19 protein-coding genes are annotated in these 18746 nt (G+C 54.1%); 13 read left to right on the top strand and 6 right to left on the bottom strand.

All coding sequences use genetic code 11. The annotated features are described in order from the left end of the window. Positions 1-5 precede the first annotated feature (5 nt). The 5 genes from KI379_RS15895 to KI379_RS15875 all read left to right on the top strand — a co-directional run bounded on the left by KI379_RS15895 (position 6) and on the right by KI379_RS15875 (position 4557). Positions 6-962: an ABC transporter permease gene (locus tag KI379_RS15895; protein WP_076171622.1), complete on the top strand. Its 957-nt coding sequence runs from the start codon at positions 6-8 to the stop codon at positions 960-962. 15 nt (positions 963-977) lie between these two features. After that, a complete protein-coding gene (opp4C, locus tag KI379_RS15890; RefSeq protein WP_076171625.1) occupies positions 978-1907 on the top strand; it encodes an oligopeptide ABC transporter permease in 930 nt (309 codons plus the stop codon). Between the two features lie 14 nt (positions 1908-1921). Then, positions 1922-2905: an ABC transporter ATP-binding protein gene (locus tag KI379_RS15885; protein WP_076171628.1), complete on the top strand. Its 984-nt coding sequence runs from the start codon at positions 1922-1924 to the stop codon at positions 2903-2905. Further along, positions 2898-3863: an ABC transporter ATP-binding protein gene (locus tag KI379_RS15880; protein ID WP_145024466.1), complete on the top strand. Its 966-nt coding sequence runs from the start codon at positions 2898-2900 to the stop codon at positions 3861-3863. Before KI379_RS15885 ends, KI379_RS15880 begins: the two co-directional genes overlap by 8 nt. 178 nt (positions 3864-4041) lie before the next feature. Then, the gene (locus KI379_RS15875; protein WP_212984158.1) at positions 4042-4557 is read left to right on the top strand and encodes a hypothetical protein; all 516 of its coding nucleotides are present in this window, start codon (positions 4042-4044) and stop codon (positions 4555-4557) included. Positions 4558-4635: 78 nt separating this feature from the next. On the opposite strand, the gene KI379_RS15870 is transcribed toward KI379_RS15875, so the two are convergent. Further along, on the bottom strand, positions 4636-5448 hold the full coding sequence (locus KI379_RS15870) for a hypothetical protein (RefSeq protein ID WP_152398029.1): 813 nt from the start codon (positions 5446-5448) through the stop codon (positions 4636-4638). After that, positions 5429-6016 carry an RNA polymerase sigma factor gene (locus KI379_RS15865; protein ID WP_212984157.1) on the bottom strand — a complete coding sequence of 196 codons (588 nt, stop codon included), beginning with the start codon at positions 6014-6016 and terminating at the stop codon, positions 5429-5431. The genes KI379_RS15870 and KI379_RS15865 overlap by 20 nt, the downstream gene beginning before the upstream one ends. A 281-nt stretch (positions 6017-6297) precedes the next feature. On the opposite strand from KI379_RS15865, the gene KI379_RS15860 reads away from it, so the two are divergent. Together KI379_RS15860 and KI379_RS15855 are read left to right on the top strand one after the other, a co-directional pair. Next, positions 6298-8580, top strand: coding sequence for a histidine kinase (locus tag KI379_RS15860; RefSeq protein WP_212984156.1), 2283 nt, complete (start codon positions 6298-6300; stop codon positions 8578-8580). 59 nt (positions 8581-8639) lie between these two features. Continuing rightward, positions 8640-9644 carry an aldose 1-epimerase gene (locus KI379_RS15855; RefSeq protein ID WP_076171644.1) on the top strand — a complete coding sequence of 335 codons (1005 nt, stop codon included), beginning with the start codon at positions 8640-8642 and terminating at the stop codon, positions 9642-9644. 99 nt (positions 9645-9743) lie between these two features. On the opposite strand, the gene KI379_RS15850 is transcribed toward KI379_RS15855, so the two are convergent. Further along, on the bottom strand, positions 9744-10226 hold the full coding sequence (locus tag KI379_RS15850; protein ID WP_076171647.1) for a zinc ribbon domain-containing protein: 483 nt from the start codon (positions 10224-10226) through the stop codon (positions 9744-9746). 292 nt (positions 10227-10518) lie between these two features. Here KI379_RS15850 and KI379_RS15845 point away from each other — a divergent pair, with 292 nt between their 5' ends. The 3 genes from KI379_RS15845 to KI379_RS15835 are packed head-to-tail and all read left to right on the top strand — an operon-like array spanning position 10519 to position 13101. Then, complete coding sequence (locus KI379_RS15845) at positions 10519-11457, top strand: helix-turn-helix transcriptional regulator (protein ID WP_212984155.1); 939 nt, start codon at positions 10519-10521, stop codon at positions 11455-11457. Between the two features lie 21 nt (positions 11458-11478). Then, a complete protein-coding gene (locus KI379_RS15840) occupies positions 11479-12177 on the top strand; it encodes an AlkZ-related protein (protein ID WP_244879309.1) in 699 nt (232 codons plus the stop codon). 24 nt (positions 12178-12201) lie between these two features. After that, positions 12202-13101: a hypothetical protein gene (locus KI379_RS15835; RefSeq protein ID WP_306433673.1), complete on the top strand. Its 900-nt coding sequence runs from the start codon at positions 12202-12204 to the stop codon at positions 13099-13101. Between the two features lie 104 nt (positions 13102-13205). Here the strand turns inward: KI379_RS15835 and KI379_RS15830 are convergent, their stop codons facing one another. The 3 genes from KI379_RS15830 to KI379_RS15820 form a co-directional block, all read right to left on the bottom strand. Next, entirely contained in the window at positions 13206-13970 is a 765-nt protein-coding gene (locus KI379_RS15830) for an SDR family NAD(P)-dependent oxidoreductase (RefSeq protein ID WP_373309560.1), read from the bottom strand. Between the two features lie 174 nt (positions 13971-14144). Continuing rightward, positions 14145-15374: an aminopeptidase gene (locus KI379_RS15825; RefSeq protein ID WP_212984154.1), complete on the bottom strand. Its 1230-nt coding sequence runs from the start codon at positions 15372-15374 to the stop codon at positions 14145-14147. A 182-nt stretch (positions 15375-15556) separates the two neighbouring features. Continuing rightward, a complete protein-coding gene (locus KI379_RS15820) occupies positions 15557-16789 on the bottom strand; it encodes an aminopeptidase (RefSeq protein WP_212984153.1) in 1233 nt (410 codons plus the stop codon). A 159-nt stretch (positions 16790-16948) separates the two neighbouring features. Between KI379_RS15820 and KI379_RS15815 the strand changes: the two genes are divergently transcribed. The 3 genes from KI379_RS15815 to lspA all read left to right on the top strand — a co-directional run bounded on the left by KI379_RS15815 (position 16949) and on the right by lspA (position 18600). Beyond that, positions 16949-17221 carry a hypothetical protein gene (locus tag KI379_RS15815; protein ID WP_076171655.1) on the top strand — a complete coding sequence of 91 codons (273 nt, stop codon included), beginning with the start codon at positions 16949-16951 and terminating at the stop codon, positions 17219-17221. A 56-nt stretch (positions 17222-17277) separates the two neighbouring features. After that, positions 17278-17946 carry a sporulation-specific diadenylate cyclase CdaS gene (cdaS, locus tag KI379_RS15810; protein ID WP_076171658.1) on the top strand — a complete coding sequence of 223 codons (669 nt, stop codon included), beginning with the start codon at positions 17278-17280 and terminating at the stop codon, positions 17944-17946. A gap of 201 nt (positions 17947-18147) precedes the next feature. Then, positions 18148-18600 (top strand): signal peptidase II, encoded by a 453-nt coding sequence (gene lspA, locus KI379_RS15805; protein WP_240913151.1) that lies wholly within the window; start codon positions 18148-18150, stop codon positions 18598-18600. Positions 18601-18746 lie beyond the last annotated feature (146 nt).

Here is an 18746-nt window from a genome sequence, read left to right as displayed (position 1 = left end):
GAATGATGGGCACTTATTTGACGAAGCGTATCATTTACATGATCGTCATCCTGTTTGCGGCATCCTTTTTGATCTTCAGCCTCTACGCGCTGACTCCGGGGGATTTCATCAGCAGCAACATCAAGCTGAGCCCGGAACGTAAAGCGGAGTTAAGGGAGATTTACGGACTGAGCAAGCCGCTGCTGGAACGGTACGGCATATGGATGAACAACGTATTTCACGGAGATTTCGGTTTCTCTCTGGCGCAGCAGCAGCCGGTGCTGAAGCTGTTTAACCAGTATATTTGGAACTCCTTCCTGCTGGCGGTCGTATCCACGTTTTTGACCTGGGTTATCGCCGTGATCATCGGGGTCGTTTCCGCTTATAAGCAGTATTCGTGGTTCGACACGATCGTGATGGTGGCTATTTTTGCCGCCATGTCGATCCCTTCCTTCTTCATAGGCCTGTTCCTGATCAAGATTCTGGCCGTCGACCTGAAATGGCTGCCGCCGGGCGGGATGTTAACGACGGGAAGCAACGCGACTGGATGGGCTTATATTAAGGAAGTTATCCATCATATGACGCTGCCTGTGATCGTCATGACGCTGCTCGGCGTCGGCTCGCTGACGCGTTATTTCCGCAGCAATATGATCGATGTCATCAAGCAGGATTATATCCGCACGGCTAGGGCGAAAGGGCTGAAGGAAGACAAAGTGCTGTTCAGACACGCTCTGCGCAATGCGCTCCTGCCGGCCATCACCCTGGTTGGCTTTGAACTGCCGGCCTTGTTCGGCGGATCGATTATTATCGAAAAAATCTTTAACTGGCCGGGGATCGGCCAGCTGTACATGCAGTCCTTCAGCCTGCGGGACTATCCGCTGCTCATGGGCTTCACGATGCTGCTGGCGATTCTGACGGTCATCGGCACGCTGCTGTCGGATGTGCTCTATCACATCGCCGATCCGCGCGTGCGGCTGCATTAGGGAGGGGAGACGCTTATGGCCATTAACAGTACACCAATGACCGATGCCGTTCCGGCTCCAACAACGACGCCGAAGTCTTCCTCCTTATTTAAACAGTCGATGCGGAGACTGCTGCACAACAAGCTGGCGATTTTTGGACTTGTCGTCGTGGTCATCATGTTTATCGCTTGTTTCCTGGGGCCTGTATTTTCGCCTTATGCCGATAACAAGATTCATATGAATGTGATGAACAAAGCGCCAAGCATGAAGCACTGGCTCGGTACCGATGCCCTCGGGCGTGACGTGCTTACGCGGGTACTTCAGGCCGGCCGCATTTCCTTGACGGTAGGTCTGGCTTCCATGTTCCTGTCCGTGTTTATCGGTGCGCTGCTCGGCGCGATTGCCGGCTACTACCGGGGGATCGTGGACCAAATCATTATGCGGATCGCCGATTTGCTCCTGACCATTCCGGGACTGCCGCTGCTGTTTATTTTCGGCGCGCTGCTGTCCGAATGGAAGGTGCCGACGAATTACCGCATGTATATCGTTATGCTGATGCTCGGCCTCGTCAACTGGCCGGGGCTTGCCCGGATGGTCCGGGGGCAGATGCTCAGCCTGCGCGAACGCGAATTCATGCAGGCCGCCGTAGTGCTCGGTCTGCGCGACCGCCGCAAGCTGTTCAACCACCTGCTGCCGAATATTGTTCCGCTCCTGATCGTCATTGCGACGCTCAATATCGGCGGTTCGATCCTCAGCGAGTCGGTGCTGAGCTTCTTCGGCCTCGGCGTCATGCCGCCGACACCGACCTGGGGGAATATGATCGACGCGGCGAACAATTTGATCGATTTTCAGGAGCATCCATGGCTGTGGATTCCTCCAGGATTTTCTATTTTTATTACGGTCATTGCCATTAACATATTTGGAGACGGACTCCGGGATGTGCTGGATCCCAAACAGAAGAGGTAGGTGAACAGCGTTCTATGAAAGATCTCATTAAAATCGACCATCTGCGCACGCATTTCTTCAGCGACAAAAACGTGATCAAAGCCGTAAATGACGTCAGCCTGCGCGTCCGGGAAGGCGAAACGGTATGCGTCGTCGGCGAGTCGGGCTGCGGTAAAAGCGTTACCGCCATGTCCATCATGGGTCTGATTGAGGAACCGGGAGGTAAAGTGGTTGGCGGAAGCATTGAGTTTGACGGCCGGGACCTGCTGAAGCTCAGCAAAAACGAGCTGCGTACGATCCGCGGGAATGACATCTCCATGATCTTTCAGGAGCCGATGTCTTCGCTAAACCCGGTTCTGAAAATTGGGCAGCAGATTATGGAGCCGCTTATGGTGCACCAGAAGCTGAGCAAGAAGGAGGCCCGCGCCCGTGCGATCGAACTGATCGAGCAGGTGGGGATCTCGCGGGCGGAGCAAATCGCCGATTCCTATCCGCATGAATTGAGCGGCGGTATGCTGCAGCGGATCATGATCGCGATTGCGATCTCCTGCGGTCCGAAGCTGCTGATCGCCGATGAGCCGACGACGGCGCTGGACGTTACGATCCAGGCTCAAATTCTGGATATGCTGCGCGAATTTAAAAAGAAGTCGAACATGTCGATGATGCTGATCACCCATGATCTGGGCGTCGTGGCCGAAATGGCGGATTACGTCGTTGTCATGTACGCCGGCAAAGTCGTGGAAGAAGGCGAAGTGGTGAAGCTGTTTGAGTCGCCGAAGCATCCGTATACGCAGGGGCTGCTAAAGTCCAAGCCGATCATTAATCAGCGGCAGGATGAGCTGTATTCGATCCCGGGGCAGGTGCCGAATCCGCTGGATCTGACCGAATCGTGCTATTTCCATGACCGCTGTGCGCACTGCATGGACATTTGCAGAACGAAACAGCCGGCGCTTAAGGAAGTTGCGGATCAGCAAAAAGCCGCTTGCTGGCTGTATGAGGAGGCGGTTGTTCATGTCTGATGCATTGCTTGAAATCAGCCATTTGAAAAAATATTTTCCGATCCACAAAGGCCTGCTGAACCGCACCGTCGGTCACGTGAAGGCCGTTGACGATATCAGCATCACGATCCGGCCGGGTGAAACGTTCGGGCTGGTCGGCGAGTCAGGAAGCGGCAAAAGCACGGTTGGCCGCACGGCCATCCGCCTGATCGAGAAGACGTCAGGAGAGGTCAAGTTTAAAGGCATCAATATTTACGACCTCCCTCCCGAGGAACTGCGCAAGCTCCGGCCGAGCATGCAGCTGATTTTTCAAGATCCGTACAGCTCCCTGAACCCGCGGATCCGCGTCGGAGACGCCATTGGCGAAGCGCTGCTGGATCACGGCCTGGTGCCCAAAGCCGAGATTCGCGACCGGGTGCTGGAAGTGCTCCAATCCTGTGGATTGTCCTCTTACCATATCGACCGGTTCCCGCATGAATTTTCGGGCGGTCAGCGGCAGCGGATCGGAATAGCCCGGGCACTGGTGCTCAATCCGGATCTCATTATTGCCGATGAGCCCGTCTCAGCGCTGGACGTATCCATCCAGGCACAGATCATCAACCTGTTCCGCAAGCTGCAGGAAACGCGCGGGCTGGCGTACTTGTTCATTTCCCACGACCTCAGCGTCGTGGAGCATTTATGCACGCGGATCGGCGTCATGTACCTGGGCTCCATGGTTGAGACGGCGACCCGGGATGAGCTGTTTAAAAATCCGCTGCATCCGTATACGAAGGCGCTGCTGTCAGCCGTGCCGGTTCCGATTCCGAAGCTGAAGCGGGAGCGCATCGTGCTGAAGGGCGACATTCCGAGCCCTTCCAATCCGCCTTCGGGCTGCAAGTTCCACACGCGCTGCCCGTTTGCGGTGGCCCGCTGCAAAGAAGAGGTGCCGGAATTCCGCGATGCGGGCGGCGGTCACTTCGTTGCCTGTCACCTGGTGTAACTGCCCCTTGTTAGGGGAAGGGAAACCCCCGTTTCGATCGAAACGGGGGTTTTTTAGTGCTTTTAATGAAAATGTGAGAAAAACCAAAGAAAATGATGAAAAAATGATGAAACCTCTGAAAGGAGACCGCCGTTAATAGTAGTGAAATTCAATATTTCCTAAAGGAAAGGTGAGAGTCATGACGAAGAAATGGATCAACCACAAACTGCCAGCCATTATTGCCGCCACTACCGTACTCAGTATGCTTCTCGCGACCGGGGCGGGTGCCGAACCAGCCGGATCCGATGATGCGGACATTTCCGCAGCCGCCGTAAAAGAACCGGGAGCCTTAACTACTCCTCCGCCTCCTGAACACTTCATCACGAGCTTCGCGTCTTTCACATACTTGAACAACTGCTATGCGTCAGCCTCGCTCGTCAATAGCACAACCGTGGCTTTAAAGGCCAGCACTTACGCCAAACAGAGCGTTGACAAGATTGGTGTCGACCTAACCCTGCAGCGCTGGACTGGATCTGCATGGGTCGATATGGAAACGAGACGGTTCCTGGACACTGGAAACAGCACTATATCCGGGGATTACAACGGCACGGTGATCACGGGATATTATTACCGAGCCAAAGCCTACCATACCGTATACCAAGGATCTGCTTTCGAACAGACCACCACGTATTCCCCACAAGTGTTTGCCAAATAGGATAACAAATAAAAGTGACCGCCTGCGGGCGGTCACTTTCTGGTCACGCTGAATAGGGGGATGCCAACAAATCATTCATTAGGGAAGCGGCTCAACCAGGTTGAGAATTTCCTCTTTACTCGCCGTGGTTATGATGTACAGCTGCACTTTATTATATTTCATGATCAGCGAATTCATGTTGCTTTCGGTGTAATAGGCTTCATAACCGTTCTTGAGCTTGATCTTGACAGGTTCTCCGTTCGTGAAATAGCCTGTGCTTGAATTCGGGAGAATTCGGCTCACGGTAATGAACAGATTATCGTCTTCCTTTGGCCCGGTATAAAGCATAGTAATTTCGTTATATTTCTTTGTTTCGAGATCTTTTGCTATGACGGTGGATTGCTTGAAATGATAACGCTCCGGAATCCGGCCGCTAAAATCCGGAATGGTAAAGCTCAATTCTTTTTGCACTTCACTGAGCGGGCGCGTTGTTGGGACACCCTGTTCCGAAGAAATGATTTTCCCATCCCATGGCGGCGGTTCCTTCTCTCCGTCCATATAATTTGGCGGTGGAGGGGTTTTCGCGATCCCTCCCGTATCAGACTGATCGTCTTGGAGAAAAACCACATTCTTAACGCCATCTCCCCAGTCAACAATGGAGTCGATCAGCGGAGAAATGGCCTTCGTCACGGCTGTGGAACTGAAAATGACCGCTCCGGCCACGAAAGATGCGGCCACCACACCGCCAAGCTGAAGGTGCCGATTACGTCTGCGGGAACGGTTCACTTCGTTCAGCCGGGCTTGAACCTTGTTCCAAGATGCCTTCTTACTATCTTCGGACGTCAAGGAAGTTGAAGAGGCTGCCTTCTCGAAGGCGGAATCGAACCAATCTTCAAATTTTTCGCTTTTCATCCTTTACCCCCCACTCCTTAAAGAGCATTTTCTTGATACTTTCGCGTGCCCGGTACAGACGTTGTTTGACGGCATCCTCGGTAACTTCAAGCAGATCGGCGATTTCCCGGTATGACAGGCCCTTTCGCCAGCGATACTCGACCAGAACCCGGTATTCCGGTTTCAATTCCCTTAAATACTGAATAATCGATTCTTCCATGAACTTCGTTTCTACCGTATTTTCGATTGACACCGTTGGCTGTGCAATCTCTTCTTTATACATAAAGACACCTTCGACATCGATTTGGTTACGGTACTTTTTATTTTTTCGTAAATAATTTATGGTCGTGTTGCGCGTCACGACTTTGAGCCAGGCTTTCAGCTTGGCTTCATTTTCAAACACGGGTTTGCTTTTGATGATCTTAATGAAAGCATCCTGGATAATATCTTCCACCACGGAATGGTTTTTCACGATATACATGATCATGCCGTAGGCATAATCATAGTACTCATAATAGATTTCTTCCTGTAAATCCCGGCTGAGATCGTTGTAATCCGTAGATACAAGAAGCCGGATCATGTTCGGCATGGCTTTCCCCTCTTTCCCATTCGCCCGTCTCTCGTCTGTTTTATCTCATCTTTCCCATTTTACATGATATGTCCAGTTTAGCCTATTCTTTCATGTGAAACGGATACGGAAGAGACAGGGGGAATCAGGCTTAAATAGCCGCATTTTCTTCCGAAAAAGACGCTAGATCGGGCAATACCAATACAGGGTGATCCAAAAACGGCGGTGAACGATTTTACAAAGATGGCTGTGAACAGGTAAGATTCAGCACATATCAACAATGTGCAGAAGGGGCTTGAGCCATGGGGGATTACAGACGCAAATCGCCTGAAGAAATTCTCGAAGAAATCCATAGACTGCGGCGGGGGAGGCTCAAAATCATCATCGGGGCGGTGACCGGTTCCGGGAAAACCTATCATATGCTCCGCGAGGGTCAAACCCTGAAGTCCCAGGGGATTGACGTCGTCATTTGCGCGGTGTCCACGCTGCAGCGTACGGAAACGAAAAAGCAGCTCGCCGACCTGGAGAGGGTGCCCAGCATCCACTGGAATGAAGGAGAAACGGAGCGCAAGGATCTGAATCTGCCGGGCATTATAAGCCGAAATCCCGAAGTTGTGCTTGTAGACGGATTAGCTCATCGAAACCGCAAGCACGCCGAGCATCGAACCCGGCTGGAAGATATCCAGTTTCTGCTGAATCACGGCATCAGCGTTATCACGACCCTCAATGTGTATGAAATTGAAGGCATTCATGAACTTGCCCGCAAATGGACCGGGGTAGAGGTCAGAGAAACCGTTCCGCTAACGACTCTTGGTATGGCCGACGAGGTTCGGCTGATTGACGTTTCTCCGGAAACGCTCATCTCCCGGTTAAACGAAGGCCATCTGCAGAGCAGCTGGGACGGGGCGTCCTTTACCCGCAAGGATTTGGCCCTCCTTCGGGAGCTTGCGCTGCGCTTGATGGCCGACGATGTGAATCAGTCGCTGGAGAAGTTCCGCGAGCACGAGGGCATCAGCGGTCCCTCCGGTGCCTCGGAGCGTATCCTGGTGGCGGCGCAATACCATTGGAACGGTTCGATCTATGTACGGCGCGGACAGCAAATCGCAAAGCGCCTGAACGGCGAACTGCTCGTCGTTGTCTTTACGCGGCCCAAGCCGTCACTGTCGCGCGAGCAAGAGGCATTTAAGCGTTCTTTGCACAAAATGGCGGACAAGACGGACGCCAAGCTGGAGGAGCTGCCTTTGTCGGCTCCAAGACGGTTTGCCAAGTCGCTGATCCGGTATGCTTTTGATAAAAAAGTGACCCGGATCGTGCTGGGGCATTCCCGGAAAAGCCCCTGGCAGGAGCTGTGGCAGGGTTCTGTGACGAACGGCATTTTGAAGCATGCGCATGGCATCGACGTGTTCTGGGTAGCCGACCGCACGGGGCAAGGGGAACCGCGGATTCTGCCGGCCCGCCGAACGCAAAACAAGCAGGGGAAGGGGTATCACCGGCTCAGCCGTGAGGAAATGAACGAGAAAGTGAAGCGGATCGAGCGCGGCCGGTTCAAAATTTATATCGGCGCGGCCCCCGGCGTAGGCAAAACGTACACCATGCTTCGCGAGGGGAATGACATATTGGCCAAGGGAACGGATGTGGTTATCGGGTGGCTCGAGACGCATGGGCGCGCGGAGACGGCGGCGCAGGCTGGCAGTTTGCCTGTTATCCCACCGAAGGAGATTTCCTATAAAGGCACTACGCTGTACGAAATGGATACAGAGGCGCTGCTGGCAAGAAGTCCGGAGCTCGTGCTCGTCGATGAGCTGCCTCACACCAACATGCCAGGCAGCCGTTTCCGCAAACGGTATGAAGATATTTGGCTTCTGCTGGAGAACGGAATTTCGGTCATAACAACCTTGAATGTTCAGCATCTGGAGAGTCTCAACGATGCCGTCGAGCGCATCGCCGGCATCCGGGTCTCCGAGACGGTACCGGACACGCTGCTGTCAATGGCCGATGAGCTGGAGCTGATTGACGTTACGCCGCAATCGCTGCAGGAACGGATGAGGGAAGGGAAAATTTATGCGGCGGACAAGGTCGATCAGGCGCTTGGTTCCTTTTTCCGAACGGGGAACCTGATCGCGCTAAGGGAGCTGGCCCTCCGGGAACTGGCCGACGATGTGGACGAGCGGCTGGAGTCCTGGCAGCGGAATATGTCCCTTCGCGGACCCTGGAGAAAGGAGGAGGTGATCTTTGTGTGTATCCTCCCCGGGACCTCTGCCGAGCGCCTCATTCGGCGCGGATTCCGGATCGCTTACCGCCTTAAGGCCGCGCTGCACGTGACTTGCGTCCGCATGGAAGGCCGGGATTGCGATCTGGGGCGATGGCAGGGGCTGACCGAAAGCCTGCAAGGGCATTTCGGCATTCTTGAAACAGAAGGGTGGAAAGGACTGCCGGCCAAAGTGCTGGGACAGGCCGAACAGATCCATGCCACTCAGATGATTCTAGGACGCTCAGAAGAAGGAATCATGACTAGATATGCACGCCGAAGAATGCTGAAACGGCTGATTCATGGGGCAAGCCGGATTGATGTGCTTCTCGTATAATGCCACAAATGGTATATTAGAAGAACATTCCTTTTAATCATGAACAGGAGGAGAACAAGTTGACACAATTTGCGGCATTTGAAGGCGATTTTAATGGGGAAAAGGCGATCTGGCTGAAGCATGGAAAATACGAAGCGGCAGTGCTGCCGGAGATCGGCGCCAATCTGATTTTATTCCGGGATACCGAGCAAAACTTCAAGTTTTTGCGGGAACCGGAAGCCGGTGAAATGGAAGATTTCAAGGCGAATCCGGGTGTCTACGGCATTCCGGTACTGTTTCCGCCCAACCGTTACGATGGCGGCAAATTCGAATGGGAGGGCAAAGTCTACCAATTCCCAATCAATGAAGAAGCCACGGGCAACCAGCTGCACGGATACATGCATACGATCCCATGGACCGTGGATTACATAACCAGCGACGATTATGAAAGCGCAGTCGTTGTGTCCCAGCGCGTAGGAGAAGGGCATCTGTATAAAAAGTATCTGCCTTTCGATTTCACGATTACGCTGCGATACTCCCTGAACCGGGAAGGGCTGCGGCAGCAGGTCACCATCACCAATGACGGCAAGGAAAAAATGCCTGTGCTGCTGGCGTTCCATACGGCGGTCAATGCCCCATTCGTTCCGGGAAGCGAAGCGAAGGATTACCGGGTTAAAATTACGATCGGCCAGCGGCGTGAGCTGGATGACCGGATGCTGCCGACAGGTGCTTTCCAGCCGCTGTCTCCGGAAGAGGAGCAGCTCAAAGGAGAAGGCGTGTTCCCTTACTTCACCGAAATGGACTTCCATTATACTGCTGAACCGCAGGACGGACGCAATCGGATGGAACTCACGGATACACGCACCGGGGACGTGCTGATTTACGACGTAGGTACCAGCTATAAGCACTGGATGGTTTGGAACCAGTTCGCCGGCGGCAAATTTTTCTGCCCTGAGCCTCAGATCAACCTCGTCAACGCTCCGAATATTAAAAACATTCCCGCAGAGGAAATGGGACTGTTCGGCTTGACCCCGGGCGAGAAGTGGGAAGAGACGAGCTTTCTGTATGCGCTCAAAAGAAATTAAGCATCGCGGCCGGGCTTCCTGATCCGCTCTTGAATAAACGACAAAACGCCGTGTCCCTACTGCAGTGAGGGATACGGCGTTCTCTGATTTACTGATAAATTACTCGTGCTGAAGCTTATGACCGCAGCTGCGGCAGAAATGATCCGAAAATGAGGCCGGTTCTCCGCATTTGGTGCAGTAGGCGCTTTTCGGAATCGAGCTCGAAACGGCTGCCGGCTGAACGACCACCGTATGGAACTGCTGTCCGCAGAACGGGCAGTAGGTCGCGTCCGCGGGAAGCATTTTGCCGCATCCGCATTCCTTCAGGTTTTGCAGGTGCTGGATTTTCCGCTGCAGCTCTTCCACTTCTTCTTCCAAGGCAAAAATGGCCTCCCGGTATTTCTGGATCTCCGCGCTGGGGATCGTGCCGTCCGGTTTCTCCAAGGATTGATGGACGATACGGCCGATTTCCGTATAATTTTTTTCGATTTCCTTTTCCTTCGCCGCCGCTTGAAACTTCAGGGTTGTGGATTCAACCGTGTTCTGCGCTTTCTTGCCGGCATCCGAAACGCCCTGCTTGATTTTGTTGAAAAAGTTGGACATGACGGGTATTCTCCTCCTTACGTCCATGTTCTGATGAAGCCGCCGCGTCGGTCACAGCGTTTCTTCATATCCTGTCCAGTCGTTTGACTCGCTTTTATGCTATTGTATGGCTCTTCCCAATGCATTATAACTGAGCCGGGGCTGAAGGGAAAGTCCCGCCAGCGCCTTAAACCGCGTCATTCGACAACTTTTGCATTATGTTAAAAAAGAAAATCCGGCGAAACATTAGTGACATCCAAGTTGTCACCAATAGGCTGATACAATGATTCTACAGCGTGAAGAGGTGAAAAACATGAACCGTATGGACCGCCTGATGGCGATACTCATCGCGCTTCAGCAGGGAAATCAGACAGCCGCAGGGCTCGCCGCCAAGCTTGAAGTGTCGCGGAGGACCATTTTGCGGGATATGCAGGCCCTTTCCGAAATGGGCATTCCGCTTGCCGCGGTGAGCGGTCCCCAAGGCGGCTATTATCTGATGGAGGGCTATCAGCTGCCGCCGCTGCAGCTCAATTCCCGCGAAGCCCTCTGCCTGCTGTTCGCGCTGGAAGGGCTTACCCGTTATGCGGACACTCCGTTCAATTCGGAGCGGTGGACCGTGATGGACAAAATCAAGGCCATCCTGCCCCGGGAAACTGCGGAGACAGTCCATCCGATGCTGGATCGCCTGGAAGTGGAGGTGCCCAAGCGTAAGTATACCGTTCCGCACTTGAACGAACTGCTGGATTATGCCTCCAGCAATCAATGGGTATCAGTGTTCTACCATTCGATGAACAACCGCCGCAGGCTGCTGATCCATCCGCTGAGGATTTACGCCGCCAACGGGTTTTGGTACTGCGATGCCTACTCGCAAACCCACGGGGAGCAGCGGATCTTCCGGATCGACCGGATGACGGAGCTTCGTCCGGAAGACCCGCCTGAAGTTGGTGAAGGCGATGGCGATCGTCATCAAGGAAAGTCGGAGCCGCAGACGGTCCATATCAGGGCGAAGCTGACCTATCGCGGAATGCTTCAGGTCGAGCGGGACGAGCATGTCGGAGAGAAAATCAGCGCGGTCGGAAACGAAGAGTGGCTGGCGGATTTTCATCTGCCGGTGTCGGAGTGGCATTGGGCCGTGCAGCTTTTTTATGCGCTTGGTACAGAGGCGGAGGTGCTTGAGCCCGAGGCTCTTCGCCGGGAGGTATGCGCCAAGGCTGCGGGTCTGCTGGCTGCCTATGAGGCAAACCATACATAAGATGTTGGAGGAGATGATCTGGTGCTCAAGGAAAATGAACAAAAACCGCTGCACATCGAACGGTACGAGGACGCTTGCGATTTGATCGCCCGTGTCGGCATCCTGCCGCTGGCCGGCTTGATCCCGGGACATCCGTCCCTGGACGGGGTCACTCCCAAGGAGAATTGGCATACGGGAACCGAACGGGATCCTTGGCTGTGGCGCGCCCGGTTTCCCGGCGACGGGACGGCGGCTTACGGCAAATTCATCAAAAAGAAGGCGGTGCTGATCGCGGCGGATTGGTTTCCGCTGGTGCTGCGGTTGCTTGGTAGTGAAGAGGATCCCGAGAAGCGTTATCGGGACGGCTTGCTATCCAAGCCGGCATGGGAGCTGTACCAGCTGATCCGGGAAGACGAAGGGATCGAGACGAGGGAGCTGCGGACCCGCGCGGGCATGAAATCACCGGACCGGAAAAAGGAGTTTGACCAAGCACTGGCGGAGCTTCAGGGGCAGCTCGCCATCGTCATTTCCGGTGTCAAGGAAAAGCGGAACCTGCTCGGAGAGAAAAACGGCTGGAGCAGCACCTCCTACCAGACGACAGAGGATTGGATAGGTCAGTATGGTATCGAGCGGTTCCGGGGAACGAGGGAGCAGGCGCAGTCTGAGCTGAAGTTGAAAATGGAGGATGCATGTACACCGGAAGCAGCAGCGTACATGCATAAAGCGTTCGGCATCCGTTAATCAGAATTAAAGGAGGAACTGTTGATGGGAGCAATGGAAGGAAGGGCAGCCCGTCTGGAAAAAGCCAGAGCATTCGTGCTTGCCAACGCGCGGCTGCTGGACCGGCGGCGTTATGAAATGGGGTTCGAAGGAGGTTCCTCGGATGGGGTTATTGCTGCGCTCAAAGCCTATCAGAACCCTGACGGCGGGTTCGGGAACGCCTTGGAGCCTGATATGCGCACATCCGCAAGTCAGCCTGTGGCGGTGGAGCAGGCGCTCTGGATCATGGACGAGGCGAACCGGTTTGATCCGAATATCATCGCGGGAATCGCGTCATATCTCAAATCGATCACCATCCCGGCCACAGGCGGTTTCCCACGGGCGCTTCTGTCCGTCAGTGACGCTCCGCATGCTCCTTGGTGGATAACGGAGGACGACCAGCAGCCATCGCTGAATCCGACCGGAAATATTCTCGGTCTGCTCTACAAGCAGACGGCCGTGAACGATTTCAAGCAAGAGGAATGGTTCACGCGAAGCGCGGAATTCATGTGGAACCGGATTCCCCAGGCAGATCAGACGGATTATCATGACCTGCACCAATGCATTACCTTTTTGCAATACGCTCCCGATCGTGGAAGGGCCTCAGCGATGCAGGAGGAGCTGAATCGCTGGCTCCGGCAGCCGGGCGTCATTGAGCTTGACCCCCGCGCGGAAGGCTATGTCCACAAAGTGCTCGACTGGGCGCCTGTTCCGGCCAGCTACGCCGTGGAACTGATCTCCCCGGCGGATATCGAGCGTCACCTGGACGATTTGGAAGAACAACAGGAGGCGGATGGCGGATGGAAGGTGTCTTTCCCATCCATCAGTCCGGGCAATGGGGCGGAATGGCGGGGGCTGATCACGGTCAACCGGCTGATCACACTGCGGGCGTACGGCAGGCTGTAGCAGCGTCATTTCATATCGGAATGATATATGGCAAAAAGAGCAAAAGGACAGCATCCGGCTGTCCTTTTACTGTATACGCTTAAATAAAGTTTGATATGTAGCATCTAAATGGCCGGCATGACGTTGCCGCCGTTCACCGGAATGTAAGCCCCGGTGATAAAGCTCGACAAGTCGGACGCCAGAAACAGTACCGCATTGGCAATTTCCTGGTCGGTGCCCCGGCGCTTGAGGGGAACGCTGCTCGCATACCCTTCGCTGACCTCGGTGTTGTTCTCCCGGTCGCGGTCGCTGATGGTCCACCCGGGAGCGACCTGATTGACCGTGATGTTATGCTCGCCGACCTCCTTCGCAAGCACGCGGTAGACGCCGTCCATGCCGCGCTTGCCGGCAACGTAAGCGGACTGGCCGGGGAAGTTCTGCATGGAGCACTCGGTGTTGATCCCGATCATCCGCCCTTGCTTGCGCTCGATCATGGCCGGGATGAAGGCTTTGGCCAAAAGCACGTTCTGCAGCACGCAGGATTCGAACTGGCTCCGGTAATCCTCCACCGGCTGATTCAGCACGCTGGTCCACTCATACTGAATGACAGCGTTTGCGACAACGATGTCAATAGCCTGCCACTCTCCCAGCAGGCGGTCTCTCATCGCCGTAACCGATTCGGCATCGGTGATGTCGGCCTGAACGGCGATGCAGCGCCGGCCCAGCGCCTCAATTTCCTGCTTCAGCTCCAGCGCTTTCTGTTCGTTGCCGCGGTAGTGGACGGCTACATCGGCCCCGGCACGGGCCAGTGTACGGGCCATGACCCGTCCAAGCTGGCCGGAGGCGCCGGTGATCAAAGCGGTTTTCCCCGTAAGATCTATGGATATCATCAAACTGCTCCTCTCCATGGTAGGTGAATTCGTACAAATCGTACCACCGGCATCCGGGAGCGTCAAATGGAATCCATGATTTTACCTGAACGGGAGGTGGGGAGGGGGGCGGCATTTTGTAAACAAAAAAGGCACCCCGTCGGTCATGCGACTGTCAGGGGTGCTGCCAGAGAATTAAGCCCAGTTTCCGTTGACAAACACCGGCTCTTCTTTGCCATCATGAGTGATTCCGGTAATGTTCATTTCGGGAGAACCCATCATGAAGTCGACGTGTGTGATGCTCTGGTTCATGCCATGGGACTCAAGCTCTTCCTGGGACATCGTCTTACCACCCTGTATATTGAAGGCGTAAGAGCTGCCGATTGCCAGGTGGCAGGAAGCATTCTCATCAAACAAAGTCGTATAGTACAGGATGTTGCTTTGTGAAATCGGAGACTGGAACGGTACAAGGGCTACCTCGCCAAGATAGTGGGAGCCTTCGTCCATCTCGATCAGGCGTGCGAGCGTGTCCTGGCCTTCTTCCGCTTTGTAATCTACGATACGGCCGTTTTCGAAAGTCAGCGTAAAGCGGTCGATGATGTTGCCGCCGTAGCTGAGCGGTTTGGTGCTGCTCACGGTTCCGTTAACGCCGGTTTTGAGCGGGGCTGTAAACACTTCTTCAGTCGGGATGTTGGCGACAAACGCCGTACCCTGCTCATTGACACTGCCCGCCTGGGCCCATATATGGCCTTCGGGTAGCTCGATCGTCAGATCCGTGCCCGGTGCCGTAAAATGCAGCTTTTGATACTTCTTGGCGTTCAGCTCATCCGATTTTTTCTGCAGCGTATCGATATGCTCTTCCCAAGCGGCGATCGGATCTTCGCGGTCCGCACGGCACGCATGGAAGATGGCGTCCCACAGCTTGCCGACCTGCTGATCCTGCGGCGCATCCGGGAACACCTTCGCGGCCCAGTCCGGGGAAGGGAAGGCAACGCCCGTCCAGCTCATTTTGTCCGCCTGCTGAAACTGGCGGTATTTCGCCATCGCCTGACCATAGGTGCGCTGATAATCGGCGATTCTTCCAGGCTCTACTCCTTTGAGCAGGTCGGGACTAGAGGAGAGAACGGTCAGGAAAGCGGCTCCGTTCTCAGCGAGCTCGGTCATTTCGCCCGCATACCAAGTCGGGGCTTCAAGGAAAGATTCCGCCGGTGCCAAATCGTACCGGAGCCGGGTGACCGCCTCGTCGGTATAATTGACTTTGACGAGCTTGGCGCCGATCTCATACGCCTTGCGGACGATCAGGCGAACGAACGGGGCTGCGTCGATCGTTGCATTCACGACCAGCGTTTGTCCGGGCTGCACATTTGCACCGATTTTGACGGCAAGCTCGGCATAATTGTTTAATTTGTTTTCGAACGAGAGCATAGGCTCTACCTCCACATATGTATTCAATTCTTCCCCATTATAAATTAACCACTGGATAAATAAAACACCTGACTACAAAAGAGCCCTCCTGTCATCGCTTCAGGAAGGCTCTTGCGGCTCCAATATTTCATCGTATGCAGAACAAGGATTCACAGCATTAATGGACCGATTGGAGTCAGTCCTTAAAATGCCCAGTTTCCGTTTTTAAATACAGGCTCTTCCGAACCGTCAGCGTTAACGCCGAAAATGTCCATTTCCCCCGAGCCGATCATAAAGTCGACATGGGTCACGCTTGTGTTCAGACCGCGCTCAGCAAGCTGCTCCTGATTCATGTCCTTGCCGCCTTCAACACAGAAGGCGTAGGCGCTGCCGATCGCCAAATGGTTGGAGGCGTTTTCGTCAAAAAGCGTATTGAAGTACAAAATGTTCGACTCGGAAATCGGTGATTGATGCGGAACCAACGCGACCTCGCCGAGGTAGTGCGCGCCTTCGTCCATTTCGACGAGATGCTCCAGCGTTTCCTGCCCCTGTTCGGCGCTGACGCTTACGATCCGGCCATTCTCAAATGTAATGGAGAAATTGTCGATGATGTTGCCTCCATAGCTCAGCGGCTTGGTGCTGCGCACCGTGCCGTTTACGCCCGTCTTCAGCGGCGCGGTGAACACTTCTTCGGTCGGCATATTGGCGACAAAGCTGTGTCCTTTCTCGTTGATGCTCTCGCCGGCTGCCCAAATATGTCCTTCCGGAAGCTCGATGGTCAGATCGGTTCCCGGTGCGATATAGTGGAGCTTCTTATATTTTTTGGCGTTCAGGATGTTCGATTTTTCCTCCAATGTGGCCAGATGCTTTTTCCAGGCACCGACCGGGTCTTCCTGATCAATGCGTACCGTATGGAAAATCGCTTCCCACAGCTTTTGCACCCGTTCAGATTCGGGAGCGTCAGGGAACACCTTTGCAGCCCATTCCGGCGAAGGGACAGCCACGATTGACCAGCTGAACTTGTCCGCCTGCTGGTAAGCACGGTAAGGTGCCATCGCCTGGCCGCGTGTTTTTTGGTTCATGGCGATCCGTTCCTGCTTGATCCCCTTCAGCAAATCCGGATTCTCGGCAATCACGTGCAGCACGGCTGCCCCGTTTTCCACAAGTTCGATCATTTCCCCTGCTAACCATTTCGGTGGAATCGCGAAAACTTCATCGTCGGCCCGTTCATACTGCAGACGGGTAACGATTTCGTCGCTCCAATTGACTTTGACGAGCTTGGCGCCCGCATCATATGCTTTTTCCACGATTAAGCGGACAAATTCCGCCGACTGGATCGATGCGTTGACGACCAGCGTTTGGCCCTTCTGGACGTTGACGCCTACACGGACGGCAAGATCGGCATATTTGTTTAATTGACTGATGAAATCGGTCATGGATTCATCCCTCCAGATACTGGTTATCAACTGACACAAGTAGTATTGTACTAAATTGTTCCGCATAATGAAAACATAAGCTCTGCCGTTTGATGGAAACGGCCGCCTCCATGGTATACTATAGTATCAAATACACCACTTAGAAGGAGCAATGGATTCATGGACTTTACAATTATCGAAGCCGGGATGAAGCTGGACGAGGAACGACACTACGTGGGGCACACCATTTTTACTTTGGAGGGGCATAAGTCCAAGTATGAGGTTACCTTTTTCAGCAAGAAGGGCGATGATTGGGATTACAGCCTGAACTATGCGGACGAATCGGGCATCGAAGAGGAGATGCTTCAGGCCGATGCGCGGCTGGAAGAGGACGACGACCTGTTTGATGCACTGCTTGATGCCGCGATGGATACGATGGAAGACGCCGAATAGTCGGAAGGCTGAACGGAGCAGTCTATATTTTAAGTCATAAGGAAAGGTGAGCCGACGTGAACAATGAAGATGAGCTGGGTCTGTCTGAAACGATACAGGTCCATCTGAAAAAGAGCCTGTCCACTATTAAGGCGGAAATCGAGAGCATGCTGGCGACGATCGACCAGAAGGAATGCTGCATTTTGAATGAGTTTGAGCAGATCCACAGCGTCTTTACCGACATGCAGATGACGGCCGCATCCTATTATCTGAATGCGTATCTGTCGCCTTATACAGATCGTTACGTAGCATTGTCCACAGCGCTGCAGCATCTGTCGGAGCGGAATCACGGGGCGCTTATCGTCGTCAAAAGAAACGATGCGCTCCCGCCGCTGGTGCATTCCGGCATACCGGTCGGGGCGGACGTGTCGCATACCCTGCTGGAATCGATTTTTTATCCGGGGGGACCGCTGCACGACGGGGCAGTGCTGGTCGACAAGAACCAAATCGTCTCCGCCGGCAATGTGCTCCCGGTTTCCAAAGCGCTGCGCGAGGGGAAACTTGGAACCCGTCACCGGGCTGCGTTGGGGCTGTCAGAAATATGCGATGCGCTGATCCTTGTCGTTTCGGAGGAGACGGGCAGGGTTTCTTTTGCGCTGAACGGAACGCTCTACCCGGTACGCCCGGGGGAAATGGATTCGCGGCCGGTGTTCAGCCCGGATGTAGCCGTCCCTGGAGGGGATTGAGGCAAGTTCGTGGCAGCCAGCAGATGCAGGATGAGAGTGAAACTTGTGTACGCAGAGCGATCTGACGCATAATGGACTTACAGGCATGCTGCATGACTCCATTAGAAAGGGTCAGCATCGGCGTCTCTACCCATTTTGTTCCTTCGCTGAACAAGGGGAAATGAGACAACGGACGCAGAGGGAAAGAGGTGCATCATTATTTTGTTTTACATCATATCGCTGATCGTCATTGCGATCGACCAACTGAGCAAGCTCTGGGTCCGCTCATCCATGGTTGTCGGAGGTTCGAGGCCATTTCTTGACCCGTACGTTCATTTTGAGTACTACCAAAATACCGGAGCCGCGTTCAGCTCGTTCCAGGGCTACGGCAAGTTATTTGTCGTATTTGCGGTGTTTGTTACGGCCGTCATTATCTATTACCGGACCAAAGGCGTGCTTAAGGGGACATGGATGGAGCTGGCCACGGGCTTTCTCGTCGGCGGGGCGATCGGCAATGCGATCGACCGGGTGCTGTTCGGCAAGGTTACCGATTTTATCGTCCTCGGCCGCATGACAGGCATTATGAATATCGCGGATATCGCGATTAATATCGGCATCGTGGCCATTATTCTGTCCGTGATCTTCCGCCGCGAGCCCAAGCAATCTTATTCCTGATGCCCTATTAACCGGACATTTGGAATCATGATGTGCAGACAGCAGACTCCCGGGAAGCCGGGAGTTTTTCGCGAGCCCGGTTTTTTCGGCTGTAAACGAAACAAATGGGCTACAATATGGTTAATAGTTTGATAGCGTGATCGGTC

The organism is Paenibacillus cineris, assembly GCF_018333335.1.
GTDB classification, from domain to species: Bacteria; Bacillota; Bacilli; order Paenibacillales; family Paenibacillaceae; genus Paenibacillus_AQ; species Paenibacillus_AQ favisporus.
Note: the sequence above shows the minus strand (reverse complement) of the source record. Positions and strands in the feature narration are given on the sequence as shown.

What these genes read in the sequence shown, in the direction of transcription:
- KI379_RS15895 (WP_076171622.1), top strand. Translation starts at nt 6, where the DNA reads ATGGGCACTTATTTGACGAAGCGTATCATTTACATGATCGTCATCCTG.
- opp4C (WP_076171625.1), top strand. Translation starts at nt 978, where the DNA reads ATGGCCATTAACAGTACACCAATGACCGATGCCGTTCCGGCTCCAACA.
- KI379_RS15885 (WP_076171628.1), top strand. Translation starts at nt 1,922, where the DNA reads ATGAAAGATCTCATTAAAATCGACCATCTGCGCACGCATTTCTTCAGC.
- KI379_RS15880 (WP_145024466.1), top strand. Translation starts at nt 2,898, where the DNA reads ATGTCTGATGCATTGCTTGAAATCAGCCATTTGAAAAAATATTTTCCG.
- KI379_RS15875 (WP_212984158.1), top strand. Translation starts at nt 4,042, where the DNA reads ATGACGAAGAAATGGATCAACCACAAACTGCCAGCCATTATTGCCGCC.
- KI379_RS15870 (WP_152398029.1), bottom strand. Translation starts at nt 5,448, where the DNA reads ATGAAAAGCGAAAAATTTGAAGATTGGTTCGATTCCGCCTTCGAGAAG.
- KI379_RS15865 (WP_212984157.1), bottom strand. Translation starts at nt 6,016, where the DNA reads ATGCCGAACATGATCCGGCTTCTTGTATCTACGGATTACAACGATCTC.
- KI379_RS15860 (WP_212984156.1), top strand. Translation starts at nt 6,298, where the DNA reads ATGGGGGATTACAGACGCAAATCGCCTGAAGAAATTCTCGAAGAAATC.
- KI379_RS15850 (WP_076171647.1), bottom strand. Translation starts at nt 10,226, where the DNA reads ATGTCCAACTTTTTCAACAAAATCAAGCAGGGCGTTTCGGATGCCGGC.
- KI379_RS15845 (WP_212984155.1), top strand. Translation starts at nt 10,519, where the DNA reads ATGAACCGTATGGACCGCCTGATGGCGATACTCATCGCGCTTCAGCAG.
- KI379_RS15835 (WP_306433673.1), top strand. Translation starts at nt 12,202, where the DNA reads ATGGGAGCAATGGAAGGAAGGGCAGCCCGTCTGGAAAAAGCCAGAGCA.
- KI379_RS15830 (WP_373309560.1), bottom strand. Translation starts at nt 13,970, where the DNA reads ATGATATCCATAGATCTTACGGGGAAAACCGCTTTGATCACCGGCGCC.
- KI379_RS15825 (WP_212984154.1), bottom strand. Translation starts at nt 15,374, where the DNA reads ATGCTCTCGTTCGAAAACAAATTAAACAATTATGCCGAGCTTGCCGTC.
- KI379_RS15820 (WP_212984153.1), bottom strand. Translation starts at nt 16,789, where the DNA reads ATGACCGATTTCATCAGTCAATTAAACAAATATGCCGATCTTGCCGTC.
- KI379_RS15815 (WP_076171655.1), top strand. Translation starts at nt 16,949, where the DNA reads ATGGACTTTACAATTATCGAAGCCGGGATGAAGCTGGACGAGGAACGA.